The 18577-nt window shown below is 59.6% G+C and carries 16 protein-coding genes; 12 read left to right on the forward strand and 4 right to left on the reverse strand.

The window, feature by feature from the left end; translation table 11 throughout:
* Window positions 1-334: 334 nt before the first annotated feature.
* On the reverse strand, window positions 335-3475 hold the full coding sequence (gene putA / locus HCG46_RS12515) for a bifunctional proline dehydrogenase/L-glutamate gamma-semialdehyde dehydrogenase PutA (protein ID WP_168686418.1): 3141 nt from the start codon (window positions 3473-3475) through the stop codon (window positions 335-337).
* A gap of 141 nt (window positions 3476-3616) precedes the next feature.
* Here putA and HCG46_RS12520 point away from each other — a divergent pair, with 141 nt between their 5' ends.
* From HCG46_RS12520 to HCG46_RS12535, 4 genes are all read left to right on the forward strand, one after another.
* Window positions 3617-4072: a winged helix-turn-helix transcriptional regulator gene (locus tag HCG46_RS12520; RefSeq protein WP_022999714.1), complete on the forward strand. Its 456-nt coding sequence runs from the start codon at window positions 3617-3619 to the stop codon at window positions 4070-4072.
* A 120-nt stretch (window positions 4073-4192) separates the two neighbouring features.
* Window positions 4193-5416, forward strand: coding sequence for an ABC transporter substrate-binding protein (locus HCG46_RS12525; protein WP_062490556.1), 1224 nt, complete (start codon window positions 4193-4195; stop codon window positions 5414-5416).
* 10 nt (window positions 5417-5426) lie between these two features.
* Window positions 5427-7130, forward strand: a complete 1704-nt coding sequence (locus HCG46_RS12530) for an ABC transporter permease subunit (RefSeq protein ID WP_168686419.1) — start codon at window positions 5427-5429, stop codon at window positions 7128-7130.
* 8 nt (window positions 7131-7138) lie between these two features.
* Window positions 7139-7816 carry an ATP-binding cassette domain-containing protein gene (locus HCG46_RS12535; RefSeq protein WP_168686420.1) on the forward strand — a complete coding sequence of 226 codons (678 nt, stop codon included), beginning with the start codon at window positions 7139-7141 and terminating at the stop codon, window positions 7814-7816.
* A 167-nt stretch (window positions 7817-7983) separates the two neighbouring features.
* Here HCG46_RS12535 and bfr read toward each other — a convergent pair whose 3' ends face one another.
* A complete protein-coding gene (gene bfr / locus HCG46_RS12540; RefSeq protein ID WP_022999710.1) occupies window positions 7984-8469 on the reverse strand; it encodes a bacterioferritin in 486 nt (161 codons plus the stop codon).
* Between the two features lie 115 nt (window positions 8470-8584).
* Window positions 8585-8827, reverse strand: coding sequence for a (2Fe-2S)-binding protein (locus HCG46_RS12545; protein ID WP_062490562.1), 243 nt, complete (start codon window positions 8825-8827; stop codon window positions 8585-8587).
* 125 nt (window positions 8828-8952) lie between these two features.
* Here HCG46_RS12545 and HCG46_RS12550 point away from each other — a divergent pair, with 125 nt between their 5' ends.
* The 5 genes from HCG46_RS12550 (at window position 8953) to HCG46_RS12570 (ending at window position 15243) form a co-directional block, all read left to right on the forward strand.
* Window positions 8953-9711 (forward strand): SDR family oxidoreductase, encoded by a 759-nt coding sequence (locus HCG46_RS12550; RefSeq protein WP_022999708.1) that lies wholly within the window; start codon window positions 8953-8955, stop codon window positions 9709-9711.
* A gap of 194 nt (window positions 9712-9905) precedes the next feature.
* Window positions 9906-12341, forward strand: coding sequence for a methyl-accepting chemotaxis protein (locus HCG46_RS12555; RefSeq protein WP_209009452.1), 2436 nt, complete (start codon window positions 9906-9908; stop codon window positions 12339-12341).
* 261 nt (window positions 12342-12602) lie between these two features.
* The gene (locus tag HCG46_RS12560; protein WP_022999706.1) at window positions 12603-13556 is read left to right on the forward strand and encodes a class I SAM-dependent methyltransferase; all 954 of its coding nucleotides are present in this window, start codon (window positions 12603-12605) and stop codon (window positions 13554-13556) included.
* Complete coding sequence (locus tag HCG46_RS12565; RefSeq protein WP_022999705.1) at window positions 13553-14380, forward strand: RNA methyltransferase; 828 nt, start codon at window positions 13553-13555, stop codon at window positions 14378-14380. The genes HCG46_RS12560 and HCG46_RS12565 overlap by 4 nt, the downstream gene beginning before the upstream one ends.
* A gap of 5 nt (window positions 14381-14385) precedes the next feature.
* Entirely contained in the window at window positions 14386-15243 is an 858-nt protein-coding gene (locus tag HCG46_RS12570; protein ID WP_168686422.1) for an SDR family NAD(P)-dependent oxidoreductase, read from the forward strand.
* 91 nt (window positions 15244-15334) lie between these two features.
* Here HCG46_RS12570 and HCG46_RS12575 read toward each other — a convergent pair whose 3' ends face one another.
* Complete coding sequence (locus HCG46_RS12575; protein ID WP_022999703.1) at window positions 15335-15970, reverse strand: peroxiredoxin; 636 nt, start codon at window positions 15968-15970, stop codon at window positions 15335-15337.
* A 211-nt stretch (window positions 15971-16181) separates the two neighbouring features.
* Here HCG46_RS12575 and HCG46_RS12580 point away from each other — a divergent pair, with 211 nt between their 5' ends.
* The 3 genes from HCG46_RS12580 to HCG46_RS12590 all read left to right on the forward strand — a co-directional run bounded on the left by HCG46_RS12580 (window position 16182) and on the right by HCG46_RS12590 (window position 18491).
* Window positions 16182-16640, forward strand: coding sequence for a YtoQ family protein (locus HCG46_RS12580; RefSeq protein ID WP_168686423.1), 459 nt, complete (start codon window positions 16182-16184; stop codon window positions 16638-16640).
* A gap of 269 nt (window positions 16641-16909) precedes the next feature.
* Complete coding sequence (locus HCG46_RS12585) at window positions 16910-17110, forward strand: cold shock domain-containing protein (RefSeq protein ID WP_031268890.1); 201 nt, start codon at window positions 16910-16912, stop codon at window positions 17108-17110.
* A gap of 67 nt (window positions 17111-17177) precedes the next feature.
* Window positions 17178-18491, forward strand: coding sequence for a tetratricopeptide repeat protein (locus HCG46_RS12590; RefSeq protein WP_168686424.1), 1314 nt, complete (start codon window positions 17178-17180; stop codon window positions 18489-18491).
* Window positions 18492-18577 lie beyond the last annotated feature (86 nt).

Here is an 18577-nt window from a genome sequence, read left to right on the forward strand (position 1 = left end):
TCAGTGATTGGAGCTAACTCGCTGTCTTTTTTTCCGAAACATTTGCTCTTCAGGGGCCTGGGATACGGTCCTCCTTCTCTCGGTTGTCATCCCGGTTTGGCGCGTAGCGTCAAGACCGGGACTCAGGATTCCGTGTGGCTGGCGATAGAAAAACTGAGCTAAGTCATGAAGATACTGGATCCCGGATCTCCGCTTCGCTCCGTCCAGGATGACAATCAAAAAACCGACCCATGCTTGAAATCCCTTTCCGGTTCTTTGAGCCAGGCAACAGTAGATCACCTCCGGCCATGACGCAGGAGAGGTTGAACGCGGTTTCGCGACGGCCCGTTTCCCCTCAATCGTCCGAGGCTGCCACCAGGCTGGCGTTACCGCCGGCAGCGGCGGTGTTGATGGAGACCACCTGTTCCAGGGCAAACCGGGTCAGGTAGGCCGGGCCGCCGGCCTTGGGGCCGGTGCCGGACAGGCCGGAGCCGCCGAAGGGCTGGGTGCCGACAACCGCGCCGATGGTGTTGCGGTTGACATAGACATTGCCGACAGAGAGCCGGTCAACCACCTTCTTCACCGTTGCATCAATACGGCTGTGAACACCGAGTGTCAGACCGTAGCCGGTACCGGCAATCTGGTTCAGCACCTTGTCCAGGTCGCCTGCCTTGTAGCGGACCACATGCAGGACCGGACCGAAGACTTCCCGCGTCAGGGCCTCGGCCTTGTCCAGCTCGATGATGTGCGGGGCGACCCAGGAACCGTTGGCCAGCTTGCCGTGTGGCGTCTTGCCGGCGTAGCGCAGTTTCTGGCTCTCCTTCATGTCGTCGACATGGGAGAGAATGTTGTCGCGTGCTTCCTCATCAATCACCGGACCGATGTCTGTCGACGGCAGCCGCGGGTCGCCCAAACTGAGTTCTTTCGCTGCGCCTTCCAGCATGTCCAGCAGATGATCGGCGACGTCTTCCTGTACATAAAGCAAACGCAGTGCCGAGCAGCGCTGACCGGCGGAGCGGAAGGCGGACATCATGACGTCATCGCAAACCTGTTCCGGCAGGGCCGTCGCATCTACGATCATCGCGTTGATGCCACCGGTTTCCGCAATGAGCGGAACGATCGGGCCGCGTTTTGCGGCCAGCGTGCCGTTGATCAGCCAGGCGGTTTCGGTCGATCCGGTAAAGGCCACCCCGGCAACAGCCGGATGGGAGGTCAGTGCGGCACCTACATCACCTTCGCCCGGGAGCAAGTAAAAGACATCTTCGGGGATACCGGCCTGATACATCAGCTTGGCCGTTTCATAAGCGATCAGCGGTGTCTGTTCCGCAGGCTTGGCGACGACGGCGTTACCCGCCATCAGCGCGGCGCTGACCTGACCGAGGAAGATCGCCAGCGGGAAGTTCCAGGGAGAAATGCAGACGAAGACGCCGCGACCACGATAGCGGTAGCGGTTTTCCTCGCCTGTCGGTCCGGGCATCAGCTTGCCTTCACCGAAAAGGCTTCTGGCTTCGGCCGCGTAGTATCGGCAGAAGTCGACTGCCTCGCGGATTTCGGCAATGCCATCGGTCAGGCACTTGCCGGCTTCCAATGAGAGGATCGTCATCAGACGGTCCCGGTTGGCCTCCAGCAGATCGCCTACCTTGTCGATGGCAGCCGCACGCTCTTCAACCGGTCTGCGCGACCATTTCTCGAACCCCTTCTGGGCATTTTCGACAGCAAGGCGTGCCGTTTCGCTGTCCGCGAAGCGCACCGTACCGACCTTGGTCGTGCCGTCCATCGGGGCAAACACCGGATTGGCGTCGCCCGACGGTTTAAGCCCCGCTCCAAGCGGGACGGCTTCGGTGAACGGTGCTGTGGTTTTCGCCATGCCGGACGTCAGCAAATTGCGTTCTGCCGCACAGCCGAATTCCACGCCGTCGGAATTTTGCCGGCTATCACCGTAAAGGTCCTTCGGCAGCGGGATCGACCGGTTGATGGAATGGTGGCCGCTATCCAGCAGTTCTTTCGGCCGCTTGAGCATCTTTTCAACCGGCACGGAGGCATCGCCCACGATGGTGACAAAGGAGGAGTTGGCACCGTTTTCCAGAAGGCGGCGGACGAGATAGGCCAAGAGGTCCTTGTGACCACCGACCGGGGCATAGATCCGGCACGGGAAGCCGTCGCGTTCGACAACGGATTTGTAAAGGCTTTCGCCCATACCATGCAGGCGCTGGAACTCGTACCCTTCCGCCTTGCCACCGGAGAGTTCGATGATCTGTGCAACTGTCAGTGCGTTGTGGGTGGCGAACTGCGGGTAGAGCACATCCCGTGCCGCCAGCATCCGCTTGGCGCAGCACAGATAGGACAGATCCGTCGCCGCCTTGCGCGAGAACACCGGATAGCCTTCCGCACCGCCTTCCTGGGCGTGCTTGATTTCCGTATCCCAATAGGCACCCTTTACGAGGCGCACCATCAGTTTGCGGTTGGTCTTGCGGGCTGCGTTGACCAGCCAGTCGATCACGTGAATTCCGCGCTTCTGATAGGCCTGAACCGCCAGTCCAAAGCCATCCCAGCCCTCGGTGACCGGATCGGTCAACATCGCGGCGATGATATCCAGAGAGATCTCCAGCCGGTCGGCTTCTTCAGCGTCGACGGTGAAGTTGAGGTTGTGGTCCTTGGCCATCTGCGCCAGTTCGCGCAGCTTCGGCAGGAGTTCGTCGCGCACGCGCTCGCCGTTGACGGCCTGATAGCGCGGATGCAGCGCGGAAAGCTTCACCGAAATACCCGGACGGTCCGGCAGCTTCTTGTCACCGGCGGCCTTGCCGATGGCGGCAATCGCCTTGGCATAGGACTGGAAGTAACGCTCCGCATCCTTCTGGGTGCGTGCGCCCTCGCCCAGCATGTCGTAGGAATAGCGATAGCCCTTCGCCTCCTGGGTCCTGGCGCGTTCCAGAGCCTTCTGGATGGTTTCTCCAAGCACGAACTGATGACCGAGCAGGCGCATTGCCTTGCGGGTTGCCATGCGCACGGTCGGCATGCCCATGCGTTTGACGAGGCTCGACAGGATCGACTGGGGCGTGTCGCCCGGGTGCAACAGACGAGAGGTGACGCCCAGCGCCCAGGAAGAGGCGGAGACAAGCCATGTGTCGGATTTCGGGCCTGAGGGATCGTCAAAGCGGGCTGCCGCCAGCTTGTCTTCGATCAGCTTGTCCGCGGTCTTTGCGTCCGGAACGCGCAGCAGAGCTTCCGCCAGCACCATCATGGCCAGGCCTTCACGGGTGGTCAGACCGAATTCGCGCATGAAGTCTTCCACGCCGCCGAGACCGACCTGGACCGAGCGCATGTCCTGAATATAACCGCGGGCGCGCTGGTCGATCAGTTTCTCCACCACGGGGTCGGTGTTGGCTTCCTTCAGAAGCGCTTCGACAAGCGTCTTGTCATCGGGGGCATATGCCGGGCGAAACGGCTCGAGTTCGGTCGAATTGATTGTCTTCATGGCTGCAACAGTTGCGGTCATGAGAGCCTCCCAAAGGGGCCCCGCGGGGCCAGGTCACTAGATGCCTCCAAAATATCTTGAATCGAAGTCCGCTTTTCGCTGTTTTTGAAGCCAATCTCCGTGTATTTCTCTGCAAATTTCTTTTTTCTAGGGAAATTCGCCATGCTTGATGCAACAGACCGGAGGATTCTGAAGGTTCTCCAACAGGACGGCCGCATTACCAATACGGACCTTGCCGAACGGGTGCATCTTTCGGCAACCGCGACCGCCGAACGCATGAAACGGCTGGTGCGCGAAGGGTACATCGAGCACTTCTCCGCCAGCCTCAATCCGAAGATGGTGGACCGGGGCTTGCTGGTCTTCGTCGAAATCCGGCTTGACCGCACCTCACCGGAAATTTTCGACGCCTTCAAGATTGCCGTCGAACGTTCGACCGACATCATGGAATGTCACATGGTGGCAGGCGGCTTCGACTACCTCATGAAAAGCCGCGTCAAGGACATGGAAGCCTATCGGGCCTTCCTGTCTGATGTGGTTTTGGCGCTGCCGGGCGTGCGTGAAACACATACTTACGCCGTCATGGAAGAGATCAAGGACACCCATATCCTGCCGGTCTGATTTGCGCTGGAACCGAACGGGCACGAACACTCATCGTTCACAAAGCCTTGTCTTGACCGTGCCATGCGCCTTGCGCGAGGGAACGAGGACCGGACACGATCCGCAACAGGGGAAATTCTGATGAAACGCATGCTTGCCGCAACTCTTGGTCTTCTCGGATCACTGATGGCACCGGTGGCTGCTTCTGCACAGGAAGCGGCCAATGATCCAGCGTGGCAGGCAGTGCTGGATGAGGCCAGAGGCGAGACCGTTTATTTCCACGCCTGGGGCGGCGAGCCGCGCATCAACGCCTATATCGCCTGGGCTGCCCGGGAAGTGGCAAATGAATTTGACGTTCGCGTCCTTCAGGTGAAGGTCAGTGACACCGCATCTGTGGTCTCACAGGTGCTTGCCGAAAAATCGGTTGGCAAGGTCTCTGGCGGCGCGGTCGATCTGGTCTGGATCAACGGCGAAAATTTCGCGGCCATGAAGGAACAGGGCCTGCTGGCAGCACCTGGATGGGCGCAGACGTTGCCGAACTGGGATTACGTCGACGTGGAAAACAAGCCGACCGTCGTCCAGGATTTCACCGTGCCTACGGATGGCCAGGAAAGCCCGTGGGGGATGGCCAAGCTCGTGTTCATGTATGACAGTGCCCGCCTGGACACCCCACCCGCGACACTCGATGCGCTGCTGAGCTACGCCAAGGCGAACCCGGGCCGATTTGCCTATCCGCAACCGCCCAATTTCTATGGCACGACCTTTCTGAAACAGGTTCTCGTCAGCACGGTTCCGGACAAGGCCGCTCTGACGAAACCGGTGGATGAAGCCCGGTTCGAAGAAATGACCGCACCGTTGTTTGCTTATCTGGACGCATTGAACGGCTCGCTCTGGCGCCAGGGCCGCGCTTTCCCGAAGGATGCAGCGCATATGCGCCAGCTGCTTGCCGACGGAGAACTGGATATTGCATTTTCCTTCAATCCGTCCGATGCCTCGAGCGCAATTGCCAACGGCGAACTGCCGCCCAGCGTGCGCACCTTCGTTCTGGATGGCGGCACCATCGGCAACACCCACTTCGTTGCAATTCCGTTCAACAGTTCCAGCCAGGCAGGCGCCAAGGTCTTCGCCAACTTCCTGTTGTCGCCCGCGGCACAGGCTCGCAAGCAGGATCCCGGTATCTGGGGCGACCCGACGGTTCTGAACGTTGCCGGACTGCCTGAAACCGAAAAGGTTCTCTTCGATACGCTCGACCTTGGGCCTGCGACCTTGACGCCAGAACAGCTCGGCCCGGTCCTGCCGGAACCGCATCCGAGCTGGGTCAGTGCGCTTGAAGAGGCCTGGACCACCCGCTACGGCGCCGAGTGAGCCGGAGTACGTGGCAACCCAGCCGAAAGCCGTCCCGGCCATACCGATCATCCTTGTGTCGGTTCTTCTGGCCGGGCCGGTTCTTGCCGGCCTGGCGGGTACGATCCTGCCTGCCTTCGGTTATCTGCCCGCGCTGGGCCACAACAGCTTCTCCCTTGAACCTGTCCGGCACCTGTTCCAACAACCCGGTCTGCTGACTTCCGTTTGGCTCAGTATTGCCACCGGCCTGACGGCCTCCATCGTGTCGCTGGCGATCGTGCTCCTGTTCGTGGCAGGCTGGTCCGGAACGACGACGTTCCGGCGCCTGACCCGGTTTCTGTCGCCACTGCTTTCAGTGCCGCACGCGGCGGCGGCCATCGGTCTTGCTTTTCTGATTGCGCCATCGGGATTTCTGGTTCGCCTCGTTTCGCCCTGGGCGACTGGCTGGACCAGGCCACCCGACGTTCTGATCCTCAACGATCCGTTCGGCATTGCCATGACCATGGGCCTTGTCGCCAAGGAAGTGCCTTTTCTGTTCCTGATGACGCTCGCCGCGCTAAACCGCCCTCACGTTCAGGAGTATTTCAAGGCAGGTGCCAGCCTTGGCTATGGCCGTGTCGCAACCTTCTTCAAGATCGTTCTGCCGCAGATCTACCCGCTCATCCGCCTACCGGTGCTGGCAGTGGTCGCCTATGCCACGTCCGTCGTTGATGTCGCCGCCATCCTTGGGCCAACGACACCGGCTCCCCTCGCCCCGCGTCTCGTCAGCTGGATGAACGACCCGGATCTGACCAAACGTCTGATGGCATCTGCCGGGGCGTTGCTGCAACTTGCCGTCAGTACGACTGCTCTGGCCACCTATCTGGCAGGCGAACGGCTGGTCGCCTCGGCCTCCAGGCGCCGTCTCGTCACCGGGCATCGTCACTTGCGCGAGCGTGCGGCAAGATATGGCGGACTTCTGGTGATGGTAATCATCATCGTCGCAATGATCCTCTCGCTGCTTCTGCTCGGGATCTGGTCTGCCGCCCGCTCGTGGTGGTTTCCCTCCGTTCTGCCGCAGGCCTGGAATGTCATGCAAATGACCGACACCCTCGGCATGAGCCTCGGGCTACTCAGAACAACTGTCGCTCTGGCCTGTGCCTCCGCGTTTGTTGCAACAGCACTGACACTTTGGGTTCTGGAAGCGCGCGATCACCGCAAGTCGACCTCTTCGCGCCGTCTCAAGACACTCGTCTTCCTGCCGCTGCTGCTGCCGCAGATCAGCTTTCTGTTCGGTCTGCAGCTGCTTTTCCTGTCAGCGGATTTCAGCGGCACATTCTCCGCTGTTTTGCTGGCCCACCTGGTTTTCGTCCTGCCCTACGCCTTCCTGGCCTTGAGCGATCCCTGGGCCCGGCTCGATCCGCGCTTTGCCAAGGCCGCAGCCTCCATCGGCGCGTCGCGTGCCCGCATCTTCTGGCAGATCCGTTTGCCATTGTTGCTGCGGCCAGTTCTGGTAACGCTTGCCGTGGCAGCCGCGGTTTCCGTCGGCCAGTATCTGCCGACCTTGATGATCGGTGCCGGACGGGTCGCCACGGTCACGACCGAGAGCGTCGCTCTTGCCAGCGGAGGCAACCGGCAGGCAACTGCGCTGCTGGCCCTGCTGCAACTTGGCATACCACTGGCCGGATTTACGCTGGCCGCACTGTTACCGGCGTTGCTTCATCGCAACCGGGCCGCCATGCGGCTGGAAAGGTGAGGCAAGCAATGCAGACCCCAAACGAGCCATTGGGCCTCGTTCTTCAGGACGTCACCCTCCACCTGGACGGAGCGCCCCTGCTTGGGATCGACTGCCGGATAGAACCGGGAACAGTACTCACCGTGATGGGTGAAAGCGGCAGCGGCAAATCCAGCCTGCTCGACTTCATTGCCGGTTTCCTCCGGCCGGATTTCAAGGCGAGCGGCAAGGTGATGCTTGATGGCAAGGATCTGACACCTCTGCCTGCACAGGAACGCCATATCGGCCTGATGTTCCAGACGCCGCTGTTGTTCCCGCATATGTCCGTGCTGCAGAACCTGATGTTCGCCATTCCCGCTGCAATCCGCAAAAGATCCCTTCGGCGGGACATGGCTCAACAGGCCCTCGCCGATGTCGGGCTTTCCGGCTTCGGCAGCCGGGACCCTGCGACGCTGTCCGGCGGTCAGCAGACCCGCGTCGCCTTGATGCGAACGCTTCTTGCCGAGCCGCATGCGTTGCTGCTGGACGAGCCTTTCTCGAGCCTCGACAAGGCCCGGCGAGCCGACATCCGGGCATTGGTCTTCGACGCAGCCAGACTAAAGGGCTTGCCCGTCCTGCTTGTCACGCACGACGAGGAAGACGCTGACGCAGCCGGTGGCAAGGTACATTTTCTTGATGAAAGCGGATCAGGCAACGGCTGCGCCTGAGAAGGAGGTCACATAGGTGCGTTCGTCGGCGAACAGGACGCACGGCCAAAACGTGCGGAAGAACTGAGCCGCCTAAATAGTCTTCTGATGGCAGACAGAAGATGTCTGCCGTTGCCGGGTTCGCTCCGACGACGGCAGACGGAAATCAGGTTTGTGAACCCTGGTGCTTATTCGGCGGTGTCCGCAGACTTGGCCTGCAGCAGGGAGTAGTTGTCGATGCCGATCCGTTCGATCAGTTCAAGCTGCGTTTCGAGGAAATCGATGTGGCTTTCCTCGTCGCTCAGAAGCTGTTCAAACAGCGCCATGGAAACATAGTCGCCGAGCTCGCGGCAGACTTCGCGGGCTTCATGGTAAAGGGCCCGCGCGACGTATTCCGCTGCAAGGTCGCCTTCAAGGCATTCCTTGACCGACTGGCCGATCCGCAACGGGTCCAGGGTCTGAAGATTGGGCAGACCTTCCAGGAAGATGATCCGGTCCATCAGATCCTGTGCGTGCTGACGCTCTTCTTCAGCTTCCGCCAGTTCCTTGTCGGCCAGCTTGCCGAAGCCCCAGTCGGCCAGCAGCCGGGCATGGACCCAATACTGGTTCACTGCCGTCAACTCGTGCCGCAGGGCCTTGTTGAGATACTCGATTACGCGCGCTTCGCCCTTCATGACCCTCTCCCTGCGAGATCCCCCCGGGGTGCTCTGTCACTTGGACATGTGCCCGGATGTTGATCGAAATCCATGTTCCGGACCAAGCCTTTTCTCTGGCCGGGGCCGGTAAGTCCTAGCGGTTTGAAGCCTGCTTCAATTCTGCAGGCGACTCTTCCGACTTTGGTTGCTCTTCAGAACTTTTTTCGTGAATGATGTCAATGACCGACGGAAAACAGCTTCCGCAACGCGGCCTGCACCCCAGATGACGGAACACCGCTCCAGGCGTTGGCACCTTGCCATTCGGGTCTGCACGCATTTCTTCCGCGGCTTCGCGAAGTTGCTTGTCAGACAGTACGTTACAGGAGCAAATGATCATTGTAGGATCCGGCGCGCGTCCTCATATGCGAACATATTGGCATTGACGAATTCCAGCGCAATAACGAAACTCGACTGCAAGAGTCAACTTTTTCCACGACTTTTGCACGCCAGCAGGGAAATAACATGACCGGCCAGGGTATCCCCGACGAGCGTCCGACACTCGTGCTGACAGGCGCGAGCCGCGGCATCGGACATGCCACCGTCAAGCGGTTTTCCGCGGAAGGCTGGCGGGTGATCACCTGCTCCCGGCAGGCATTTTCGGACAAGTGTCCATGGCCGATGGGGCCTGAGGACCATATCCAGGTGGATCTTTCCGATCCGGAAAACCTCGGGTTTGCTACCCAGGAAATCCGCAAGCGTCTGGAGCCCAACGGTTCGCGCCTTCATGCGCTGGTCAACAATGCGGGGATCAGCCCCAAGGGCCCCGACGGAGAACGACTGGATTCGCTGACAACGGCCATGCACGAATGGCGAACCGTTTTTCAGGTCAACTTCTTTGCCCCCATCCTGCTTGGCCGGGGCCTTTTCAAGGAACTGAAGAATGCCAAGGGTTCGGTCGTAAACGTGACGTCGATCGCCGGCATGAAGGTGCATCCCTTCGCCGGCACCGCCTATTCCACCTCGAAGGCGGCCCTCGCATCGCTTACGCGGGAGATGGCGGCCGACTTCGGTCCGCACGGTATTCGCGTCAATGCAATCGCACCGGGCGAAATCGATACATCCATCCTGTCACCTGGCACCGAAAAGATGATCGAAGACATTCCGCTCCGCCGCCTTGGCCTGCCGAATGAAGTTGCCGACACGATCTATTACTTGTGCTCCGAGAAGTCTTCCTACGTCAGTGGAGCAGAAATTCACATCAACGGCGGTCAGCATGTATAAATCCTTTATACAACCCGACCCTCTTCTAGCTTGCCGATATATTTGCGGCACCTGAACCTGACTTTAAAAATGACGCATTTATTCTTCAGCTAAATATTACCTGAAGCTAAAAATGCGTGATTTACCTAATGTTCATTGCGCTCCGCAATACTGACAGAACGACAATGCAGTTGTTCCGGCTGTGCGGGGATAAAATGAAACGAATATTGAAAGTTCTGACCGACTTGAAATTTGGCTTCAAGGTCGGCGGCGGTTTTCTGGCTGTCTTGCTGCTGACGGCAGTCGTAGGTGGCGTGGGATTTCTGGCCATCCATGGTCTGTCCGCGCGGTTCGTCGTTGCCGATCAGGCGGCCAAGGTTGCCGGACAGGTCCAGGCAACGTCCCTGCTTCGTGAAGACTATCTCAACAATCCTTCGGCAGACCTTCGCAATTCCGTGCTTGAAGGCGTGGCGACGCTGCAAGGCGAACTGGACCTCCTGACCAACGAGATTGCGGGCGACACCGCCTCTGAAGCTCAGGTTGCGGGGGCCAAGGACGCGGTTTCCAGTTTCTCGACCACTTTCGATCAGGTCGCCGAGCAGACGGTGCAGCAGGCCGAGCGTATCGCGACACTTCAGAAAAGCACCAATGATCTGGAAGCACTGGCGACCAACATCAGTGACGCCGTTCTGACGGAAGAAAAACGCATCAGCGCCGAAGCTTTCGCGGCGAACAGCCAGCTGGACGATGCCAACCAGCTTCAGAGAACCGTGTTCGAACTGAAAGACGAAGTCGTCAAGGTTCACATGCTTTACCTGAAGGGCAGCGGCAACATTGACGGTGAAGATCTTACCTCAGCCATCGACACCGCACGAAACCTCGTCTCTTCCACGAAGCAGATGAAGTACAAGCAGATCGAAGGTATCGACCGCAAGACCGTGAGCAAGCTGGCCTCGCAGGCGAACAAGCTCAACGCGGCTCTGGAGAACCTCACCAAGGATCTCGGCTTTTCCGAAGCCTATGAAGCACGCCAGGCCGTCGGCAATGCCATCGACGGGATGAACGGCTTTACAGAAGAAATTCTCGGGCAAGTCCACCCGGTCGTTTCCAAGGCAAAGACCGACGCGCTGACCGCCTCCACCCGCCTTGCAACGGTGCGCTCCATTGCCGAAAAAGCAACCAGCCTGAATGAGATGGCGCTGGCCGCCCGCGCGGAAACACTCTACCTCTTCGGCGCCTTTGGTGTCAGCGACCAGTCGGCCGTGGAAGAACAGATTGCCAATCTGCAGGGCCTGGAAAAGGACATGGTCAAATACGCCATGATCCTTCCGTCCGCCGCAGACGCGATCAACGCCATCCCTGAATCCGTTGCAACGCTCGACAAGTCTTTCCGCGAGATGCTTGTCACCAAGGCTGATCTGGCCGCCAAACGAGTGGACCTTGACGACCTGACCCGCAAGGTCAGCGCCGACATCACGTCTATCTCCGCTGCCCAGTCGCAGGCCGCCAATTCCGCCGCCACGGCTGCAAAGGTCCAGATTGCCGTCACGATCCTGCTCGCCATCCTGGGCGGCATCGGTCTTGCCTTCATTCTCAACCTGGCCATCACGCGCCCGATCCGCACGATCACCGGCGTCATGGACCGCCTGGCAAACGGCAACAATGAAGTTGTGATCCCGGGCATCGATCGTGGCGACGAGATCGGCGACATGAGCCGCACGGTGCAGGTGTTCCGCGACAACGCTGTGGAACGCGCTCAGCTGCAGGAGCAGAATGCCCGCGAGGAAGCCTCCCGCCAGGAACGCCAGGCCCGTATCGACAGTCTGATCCATTCATTCCGCACCAAGGCGGAAGAAGCGCTCGGCTCCGTGGAAACGACCGCGGGCGGCCTCGACAACACCGCACAGGCCCTGACGGAAATCGCCCGGGACAGCGCCGGTTACGCCAGCGAAACCCAGGCATCGTCCAACGAGACCACCAACAACGTTCAGACCGTGGCAAGCGCCGCCGAAGAACTGGCGGCTTCGATCGGCGAGATCTCCCGCCAGGTTGCCCAGACGACAGAAATCGTCGACCGGGCCACCACCGGAACACGGATCACCAACCAGAAGGTCGAAGGACTGGCGGAAGCCGCCACAAAGATCGGCGAAGTGGTGACCCTCATCCAGGCGATTGCCGAACAGACCAACCTTCTGGCCCTCAACGCCACCATCGAAGCGGCACGCGCCGGTGAAGCCGGAAGAGGTTTCGCGGTTGTTGCTGCCGAGGTGAAGGAGCTGGCCACCCAGACCTCCAAGGCAACGGAGGAGATCTCCAGCCAGATCACCGAGATCCAGAACGCGACCAAGGAATCCGTCGTTGCCATTGGCGAGATCGCGGAGACCATGACCGAGGTGAACACCTACACCACGGCCATCGCATCGGCTGTCGAACAGCAGGGCGCCGCCACCGCGGAGATTTCGCAGAACGTGCAGCGCGCGGCGGAAGGAACCGGTGCCGTGTCCTCTTCCATGTCGCAGCTTTCGCAGGCCGTTGACCAGACCTCCTCGTCTGCGGACATGGTGCTGTCGGCTTCCGGAGAACTGACCCAGAAGACCCACGAACTGAAGCGTGAAGTCGAGCAGTTCCTCTCCGAGGTTGCCGCGGCCTGATCGCACACATCTGACCAAAGAGGGCGGGTGAGCTTCGGCTCCCCGCCCTTTTCTTTTGCGCTCGACAGGATCGCCGACGGCAGCGGGAAATTGCCTTTGCGGTGCTGCTGTAGCCGGTCACGAAACCTTTGGACCGGAGGGGTTCAAAAGCCGGCCAGGAAACCTTTTCGACCACAAAGGAACGTCTAATCTACTTTCAAAAGAAGGCAGGATGTTCTATGGCGGAACAACTTCAAACCTGACAGAAAACGAGTGAGACCCGTGGCGGATCAGACCAGTGCCTCCACCTATGCCCCGTCCGGCGAGCCTGCACACCAGAGCTGGCCGGTGATCCTGGAAACCAAGGGCTGGAAGGACTATCGGCTTCTGGACATGGGCCAGGGCGAGAAGCTGGAGCGTTATGGCAGATTCACCATCGTGCGTCCGGAACCGCAGGCCATGGGGGCCCGGCGGCAGAAGGAAAGTGTCTGGAACCGTGCCGATGCAGTCTTTTCCGGCGACACGGAAGAAGAAGGCCCGGGCCGCTGGAAGTTTTCCGGAAGCGTGCCGGAAACCTGGCCGATGTCATACGGCCCTGTTCGCTACAACGGTCGCTTCATGTCGTTCCGCCACGTCGGCGTCTTCCCCGAACAGGCCGCCCATTGGGACTGGGTCAACGGCAAGATCCGCGCTGAACGCGAGCGCGCACCGGAAAAGCCGCTGAAGATCCTGAACCTTTTCGGCTACACCGGCCTTGCCTCGTTACTGCCGGCGACGGAAGGGGCGCAGGTGACCCATGTGGACGCCTCCAAGAAGGCGATCGGTTATGCCCGCGAGAACCAGGAGATGTCAGGTCTCGAAGATCTGCCGATCCGATGGATCTGCGAGGACGCTTCGAAATTTGTTGCCCGCGAAGTGCGGCGCGGCAACACTTATGACGGCATCATTCTCGACCCACCGAAATACGGCCGCGGCCCGAAGGGCGAGGTCTGGGACATCTACACCAGCCTGCCCGGCATGCTCGCGGACCTTAAGCAGCTTCTGGACAAGGACGCATTGTTCATGATCCTGACCGCCTATGCGATCCGCTCCAGTTTCGTGTCCATTCACGAACTCATGGCAGAAACCCTGGACACCGAAGGCGGCCTGCTGGAATCCGGCGAACTGGTCATCCGCGAGGAGGACGGCAAGCGCGCACTGTCCACGTCGCTCTTTTCGCGCTGGAGCAGCAGATGATCGAAAAACGCCAGGGGGCGGTGAAACAGATCACCAGCCATTCCAACCCGATCGTGAAGGAAATCAAGGGGCTCGTCGCGCAGCGCAAGCACCGCAGCCAGTCGGGCCTGTTCGTGGCCGAAGGCCTGAAGCTGGCCACCGATGCACTGGAAGCCGGCTGGGGCGTGCGTTATCTCGCGCTCGGGCCTGAAGCGCGGGACAATCCTGTCGCGCAGAAGGCTGCTGCTGCCGCGAAGGCGCGCGGCGCCCTGATCCTGGAAGCATCGACCGCCGTCATGTCCGCGATGACGCGCAAGGACAATCCGCAGATGGTTGTCGGTGTTTACGAGCAGAAGCTTCTGGGAGCCCGCGACATTGATCCCGCCGGTACCACGCTCTGGGTCGCTCTCGACCGGGTGCGCGATCCGGGCAACCTTGGCACGATCATCCGCACGGTCGATGCGGTCGGTGGCGCAGGTGTCATGCTGGTCGGCGATTGCACGGATCCCTTCGCGGTTGAAGCGGTGCGCGCCACCATGGGCTCGCTGTTTCATGTGCCGCTGGCCAAACTCGGCAAGGACGAATTCAAGTCACTGGCCGAAAAGTGGCCCGGCACCGTCGCGGCCACCCACCTGAAGGGATCGGTCGACTATCGCACGCCCGACTATGCCGAGCCGGTTCTGCTGGTCATGGGCAACGAGCAGAAGGGCCTGGAAGACGACATGGCAGCCGCCTGCCGTACCTTGATCCGCATTCCGCAAGTCGGACAGGCCGACAGCCTGAACCTGGCCGTTGCTACGGGCGTTGCGCTTTATGAAATCCGCCGCAAGCATCTGGAGCTTTAGAACCTATGCGTCTGTTTATCTTTGGCACCGGGTTTTCCTCCAAGGCGTTCGTGGAAGAAGTGCGCGACCAGTTCGACTGGATCGGCGGCACAACGCGTTCTTCGGACAAGATGGAGGCGCTCCGGACACTGGGTGTCGAACCGTTTCTCTTCGACGGTAGTTCCCAAGGCGACGGCGTTGCCGAGGCACTGAAGCAAGCGACGCATATACTGGTCTCGATTGCTCCGAATGAAGCCGGCGACCCGGTGCTGAACCAGTACGCCAATGAGATTGCCGGCGCGAAACCGCGCTGGATAGGATACCTCTCCACAGTCGGTGTCTACGGCAATCACGACGGTGCCTGGGTCGATGAGGACACTCCGCTCCACCCCGTTTCCAAACGCTCCGTCCAGCGTGTCGCGGCAGAAGAGGCCTGGTTGGCATTTGCCGAACAGAATGACCTGCCGGTCCAGATATTCCGCCTTTCGGGCATTTATGGCCCGGGCCGGAATGCATTCGAGAATTTCAGGAAGGGCACGGCGCGGCGACTGGTGAAGCCGGGTCAGGTCTTCAACCGCATTCACGTTGCCGATATTGCGGGCGCATTGAAGGCTGCCATGGCAAAGCCGTCGACGCGGGTTTTCAACGTCACGGACGATGAACCGGCCCCGCCGCAGGATGTGGTGGCCTTTGCCGCAGAGCTGCTCGGCGTCGAAGCCCCGCCCGAGATCCCGTTCGAAACCGCGGATCTCACACCGATGGCCAGGTCCTTCTACGGCGAAAACAAGCGGGTTTCCAACCAGCGCCTCAAGGACGAGCTTGGGTTTACATTCCGCTATCCGGACTACCGTGTTGCCCTGAAGGCCTTGTTGGAGACGGTGTGATCCCGTCGCAAGTCCCTGCCCTGACCAGACCCTGACACGGCGGCGCCTTTTTTCATGCGCCGCCAGCCGTTTCAGCCATTCATTTCAGCCGTTATTTGGGCTGCGGCACGACACGCAGATAAGGCTTCAGGGTTTTCCAGCCTTCAGGGAATTTCTCCTTCGCCTCTTCATCGCTCACCGCCGGGACGATGATGACATCCTCACCGGACACCCAGTTGGCCGGTGTGGCGACCTTGTGGGCGGAGGTGAGCTGCAGACTGTCGATCACGCGGATGACTTCATCGAAGTTTCTGCCCGTGGAGGCCGGGTATTCGATCTTGAGCTTGATCTTCTTGTCCGGGCCGATAACGAACAGCGACCGCACGGTCAGCGTGTCGTTGGCATTGGGATGGATCATGCCGTATGCGGTGGCCACCTTACGATCCGGATCGGCAATCAGCGGGAAGTTCAGGGCAACGCCTTGCGTATCGGCGATGTCACCAACCCAGGCATGGTGATCCTCGATGGGATCGACCGAAACGCCGAAAACCTTGACGCCACGGGCTGCGAACTTGTCCTTGAGCTTGGCGGTCATTCCCAGTTCGGTGGTGCAGACCGGCGTGAAATCCTTGGGGTGGGAAAACAGAACCGCCCAGGACCCTTCGATCGCCTCATGAAAACGGATCGGACCATCCGTGCTGTCGGCTTCGAAATCCGGTGCCTCGTCTCCGAGCAAAAGTGCAGACATGAATGAGCTCCTTAAAATTACGGACCGCAATCTCAGTTTTGCGGCGGTTTACCCTTCAGTTTTTGCGCAGGCTTGTCGAGTCTCCCGGCCTTTTCCACCAAGGGGCAAATGAACGCAGGGGTTGACGTTGCCTGGTTCAGCCCCCAGTTTCGGATCACAACAAGGCGAGGATTTTCGCCACATAATTCAAAAGCTTGCATGGGAGAACCTTATGACCACCTGGCGCGTCTACTTATCCGGCGAAATCCATACCGACTGGCGTGACAGAATCATGGAAGGTACATCCGCACTCAAGCTACCGGTGGAATTTTCCTCTCCCGTAACGGATCACGATGCCAGTGACGATTGCGGCGCGACCATCCTGGGTAGTGAGGACAACAAGTTCTGGTACGACCACAAGGGCGCGAAGGTGAACGCGATCCGCACGCGGACGCTGCTAGAAAAAGCCGACATCGTCGTGGTCCGCTTCGGCGATAAATACAAGCAATGGAACGCAGCCTTCGATGCCGGCTATGCTGCCGCGCTTGGCAAGTCTCTGATTGTCGTTCACGACCCGTCGCTGACCCACCCGCTCAAGGAAGTTGACGCAGCTGCTCTTGCGGTCGCCGAGACTTCCGAACAAGTCGTCGATATCCTCAAATATGTTATACTTGGGAAGCTCGATCGGTGAGCAGGTCTTGAAATTAACAATTTCATTACCATACTAATAGACACTATGGAAAAGCCCGGGTGTTTTTACCGGGCAACCAGACCTCCGTCAAATGGAACGGCTTCTTGAAGTGAGGCAGTCACGAAAAGACTGCGCACGTCGATGTCCAGTTCCGAGCAGGGTCTGAAAAGTACTTTAGTATTATCATCAACACTGTCATCAAGGCGTTGAAAAAGGCAGCTATGGAAGCCGTCGTATGCCAAGATGCCAAGAATTGGAAAGAAGACTCCATGCTACATGGAAACGTGAAATGGTTTGATCAGCGCCGAGGTATCGGCACGATCGAACCGCAGGACGGCGAGGACATCCTTGTCGACATCTCGGCCCTGCGCCGGTCCGGTATTGACACTCTGAAGGAAGGCCAGCTTGTGGCATTCGACCTGGAGTGGCGCCGCGGTCAAATGGTGGCTGAAGACCTGAAAGTCCTGTAAGGTCACTTACAGGTCATTACCGGGTACAAGGGCGGTTCGACCGCCCTTTTTTATTGGATTTTTTCAGATGCAAATTGACGAGAGATTACAACAGGGCATCTCCGCCCACCGCAGCGGCAATCTGGAAGGCGCCCTCAACGCCTACAAGGACGTGCTTTCAGAAGATCCCGACCATGCGGACGGCCTGCATTTCCTGGGGCTGCTGCATTTCGATGCCGGCAAGGCGGACAATGCGGTTGCGCTTATCCATGCCTCCCTGGAAAGGAACCCGCGCAATTTCTCCGCCTGGAACAACCTCGGCAACATCCTGAAGCTTTCGGGCGACAAGGACGAAGCGTTGAAGGCCTATTTGCGCGCAGTAGAAATCGAAGTCCGCCACGAGGAAGCCTGGAAGAACATCTCGATGATGCTGCAGGAAGCCAGCAACAACGACGAGCTTCTGCCCATGCTGCGAGAAGTCGTGCGCCTCGACCCGAACAATCATAGCGGTTGGCACAACTTCGGCATATCTCTGATGCTTGACGGCAAAAAAGAAGAAGCGGCAGACGCTTTCGAACGGTGTCTGCAGTTCCCGCCAGATGTCTGGAGCGACAAGGGCTGGCATCCGCGCGTACTGTGCGCGCTTGGACGAACCGAAGTCGCCACGCGGCATATGGAGATGCTTGTCGCAAACTACCCGGACGACCCGGTCATCCGCTATCAGTTTGCCGCGATCCGCGGAGAAGACTTGTCGCTTGCACCCGCGGATTATGTCCGGGATCATTTCGACAGCTTCTCGGAAAGCTTTGACGACGTCCTGAACGGGCTCGGCTACCAGGCGCCGAAGCTTGTTGCCGAGGAAGTCGCGGAGCTGGCCAGGGAGCGCGACTTGCCGTTTGACCATGTGGTCGATCTCGGCTGCGGCACCGGCCTTTGTGGACCACTGATCCGCAACCATTGTGCCCGGCTCACCGGCATAGACCTGTCACCGGGCATGCTGCGCAAGGCCGCTGCACTGAAGGTCTACGACTTCCTGGTCGAGGGTGAGCTCGTTGGATTTCTGTCCTCCGACCTTCCGGCCCAATTCGATCTGGCAGTCTGTGTCGACACGCTGTGTTATCTCGGCGATCTGCAGCCTTTCATGCAGGCGCTTGCAGGAGCCCTTGCCCCGGGCGGAATGCTCGTCGCGAGCGTCGAGCATCTCGACACTTCGGACGGACCGGACTACCGCGTGGATGCTACAGGGCGCTACGCCCACCGGCCTGAATATCTAAAGCGCTGTGCAGAGGCCGCGGGCCTTCTCTATGCACGGGAGAAACGGGATATTCTGCGCAAGGAACTCGGCAAGGATGTGAATGGGCTCGTTTTTCACATCCGCAAGCCAGGCGCCAGCCAGACGTGACAGTCTGTCCGCGCGGACAGCACGTGAATTCGTGCAGGGACATTCAAAGCGGTTGTGCCGGGGCGTAAAGTTGTTACGGTGTCGCC

Source organism: Labrenzia sp. PO1, assembly GCF_012273635.1.
Classification (GTDB): Bacteria; Pseudomonadota; Alphaproteobacteria; order Rhizobiales; family Stappiaceae; genus Roseibium; species Roseibium algicola.

What these genes read in the sequence shown, in the direction of transcription:
- putA (WP_168686418.1), bottom strand. Translation starts at nt 3,475, where the DNA reads ATGACCGCAACTGTTGCAGCCATGAAGACAATCAATTCGACCGAACTC.
- HCG46_RS12520 (WP_022999714.1), top strand. Translation starts at nt 3,617, where the DNA reads ATGCTTGATGCAACAGACCGGAGGATTCTGAAGGTTCTCCAACAGGAC.
- HCG46_RS12525 (WP_062490556.1), top strand. Translation starts at nt 4,193, where the DNA reads ATGAAACGCATGCTTGCCGCAACTCTTGGTCTTCTCGGATCACTGATG.
- HCG46_RS12535 (WP_168686420.1), top strand. Translation starts at nt 7,139, where the DNA reads ATGCAGACCCCAAACGAGCCATTGGGCCTCGTTCTTCAGGACGTCACC.
- bfr (WP_022999710.1), bottom strand. Translation starts at nt 8,469, where the DNA reads ATGAAGGGCGAAGCGCGCGTAATCGAGTATCTCAACAAGGCCCTGCGG.
- HCG46_RS12545 (WP_062490562.1), bottom strand. Translation starts at nt 8,827, where the DNA reads ATGATCATTTGCTCCTGTAACGTACTGTCTGACAAGCAACTTCGCGAA.
- HCG46_RS12550 (WP_022999708.1), top strand. Translation starts at nt 8,953, where the DNA reads ATGACCGGCCAGGGTATCCCCGACGAGCGTCCGACACTCGTGCTGACA.
- HCG46_RS12555 (WP_209009452.1), top strand. Translation starts at nt 9,906, where the DNA reads ATGAAACGAATATTGAAAGTTCTGACCGACTTGAAATTTGGCTTCAAG.
- HCG46_RS12565 (WP_022999705.1), top strand. Translation starts at nt 13,553, where the DNA reads ATGATCGAAAAACGCCAGGGGGCGGTGAAACAGATCACCAGCCATTCC.
- HCG46_RS12570 (WP_168686422.1), top strand. Translation starts at nt 14,386, where the DNA reads ATGCGTCTGTTTATCTTTGGCACCGGGTTTTCCTCCAAGGCGTTCGTG.
- HCG46_RS12575 (WP_022999703.1), bottom strand. Translation starts at nt 15,970, where the DNA reads ATGTCTGCACTTTTGCTCGGAGACGAGGCACCGGATTTCGAAGCCGAC.
- HCG46_RS12580 (WP_168686423.1), top strand. Translation starts at nt 16,182, where the DNA reads ATGACCACCTGGCGCGTCTACTTATCCGGCGAAATCCATACCGACTGG.
- HCG46_RS12585 (WP_031268890.1), top strand. Translation starts at nt 16,910, where the DNA reads ATGCTACATGGAAACGTGAAATGGTTTGATCAGCGCCGAGGTATCGGC.
- HCG46_RS12590 (WP_168686424.1), top strand. Translation starts at nt 17,178, where the DNA reads ATGCAAATTGACGAGAGATTACAACAGGGCATCTCCGCCCACCGCAGC.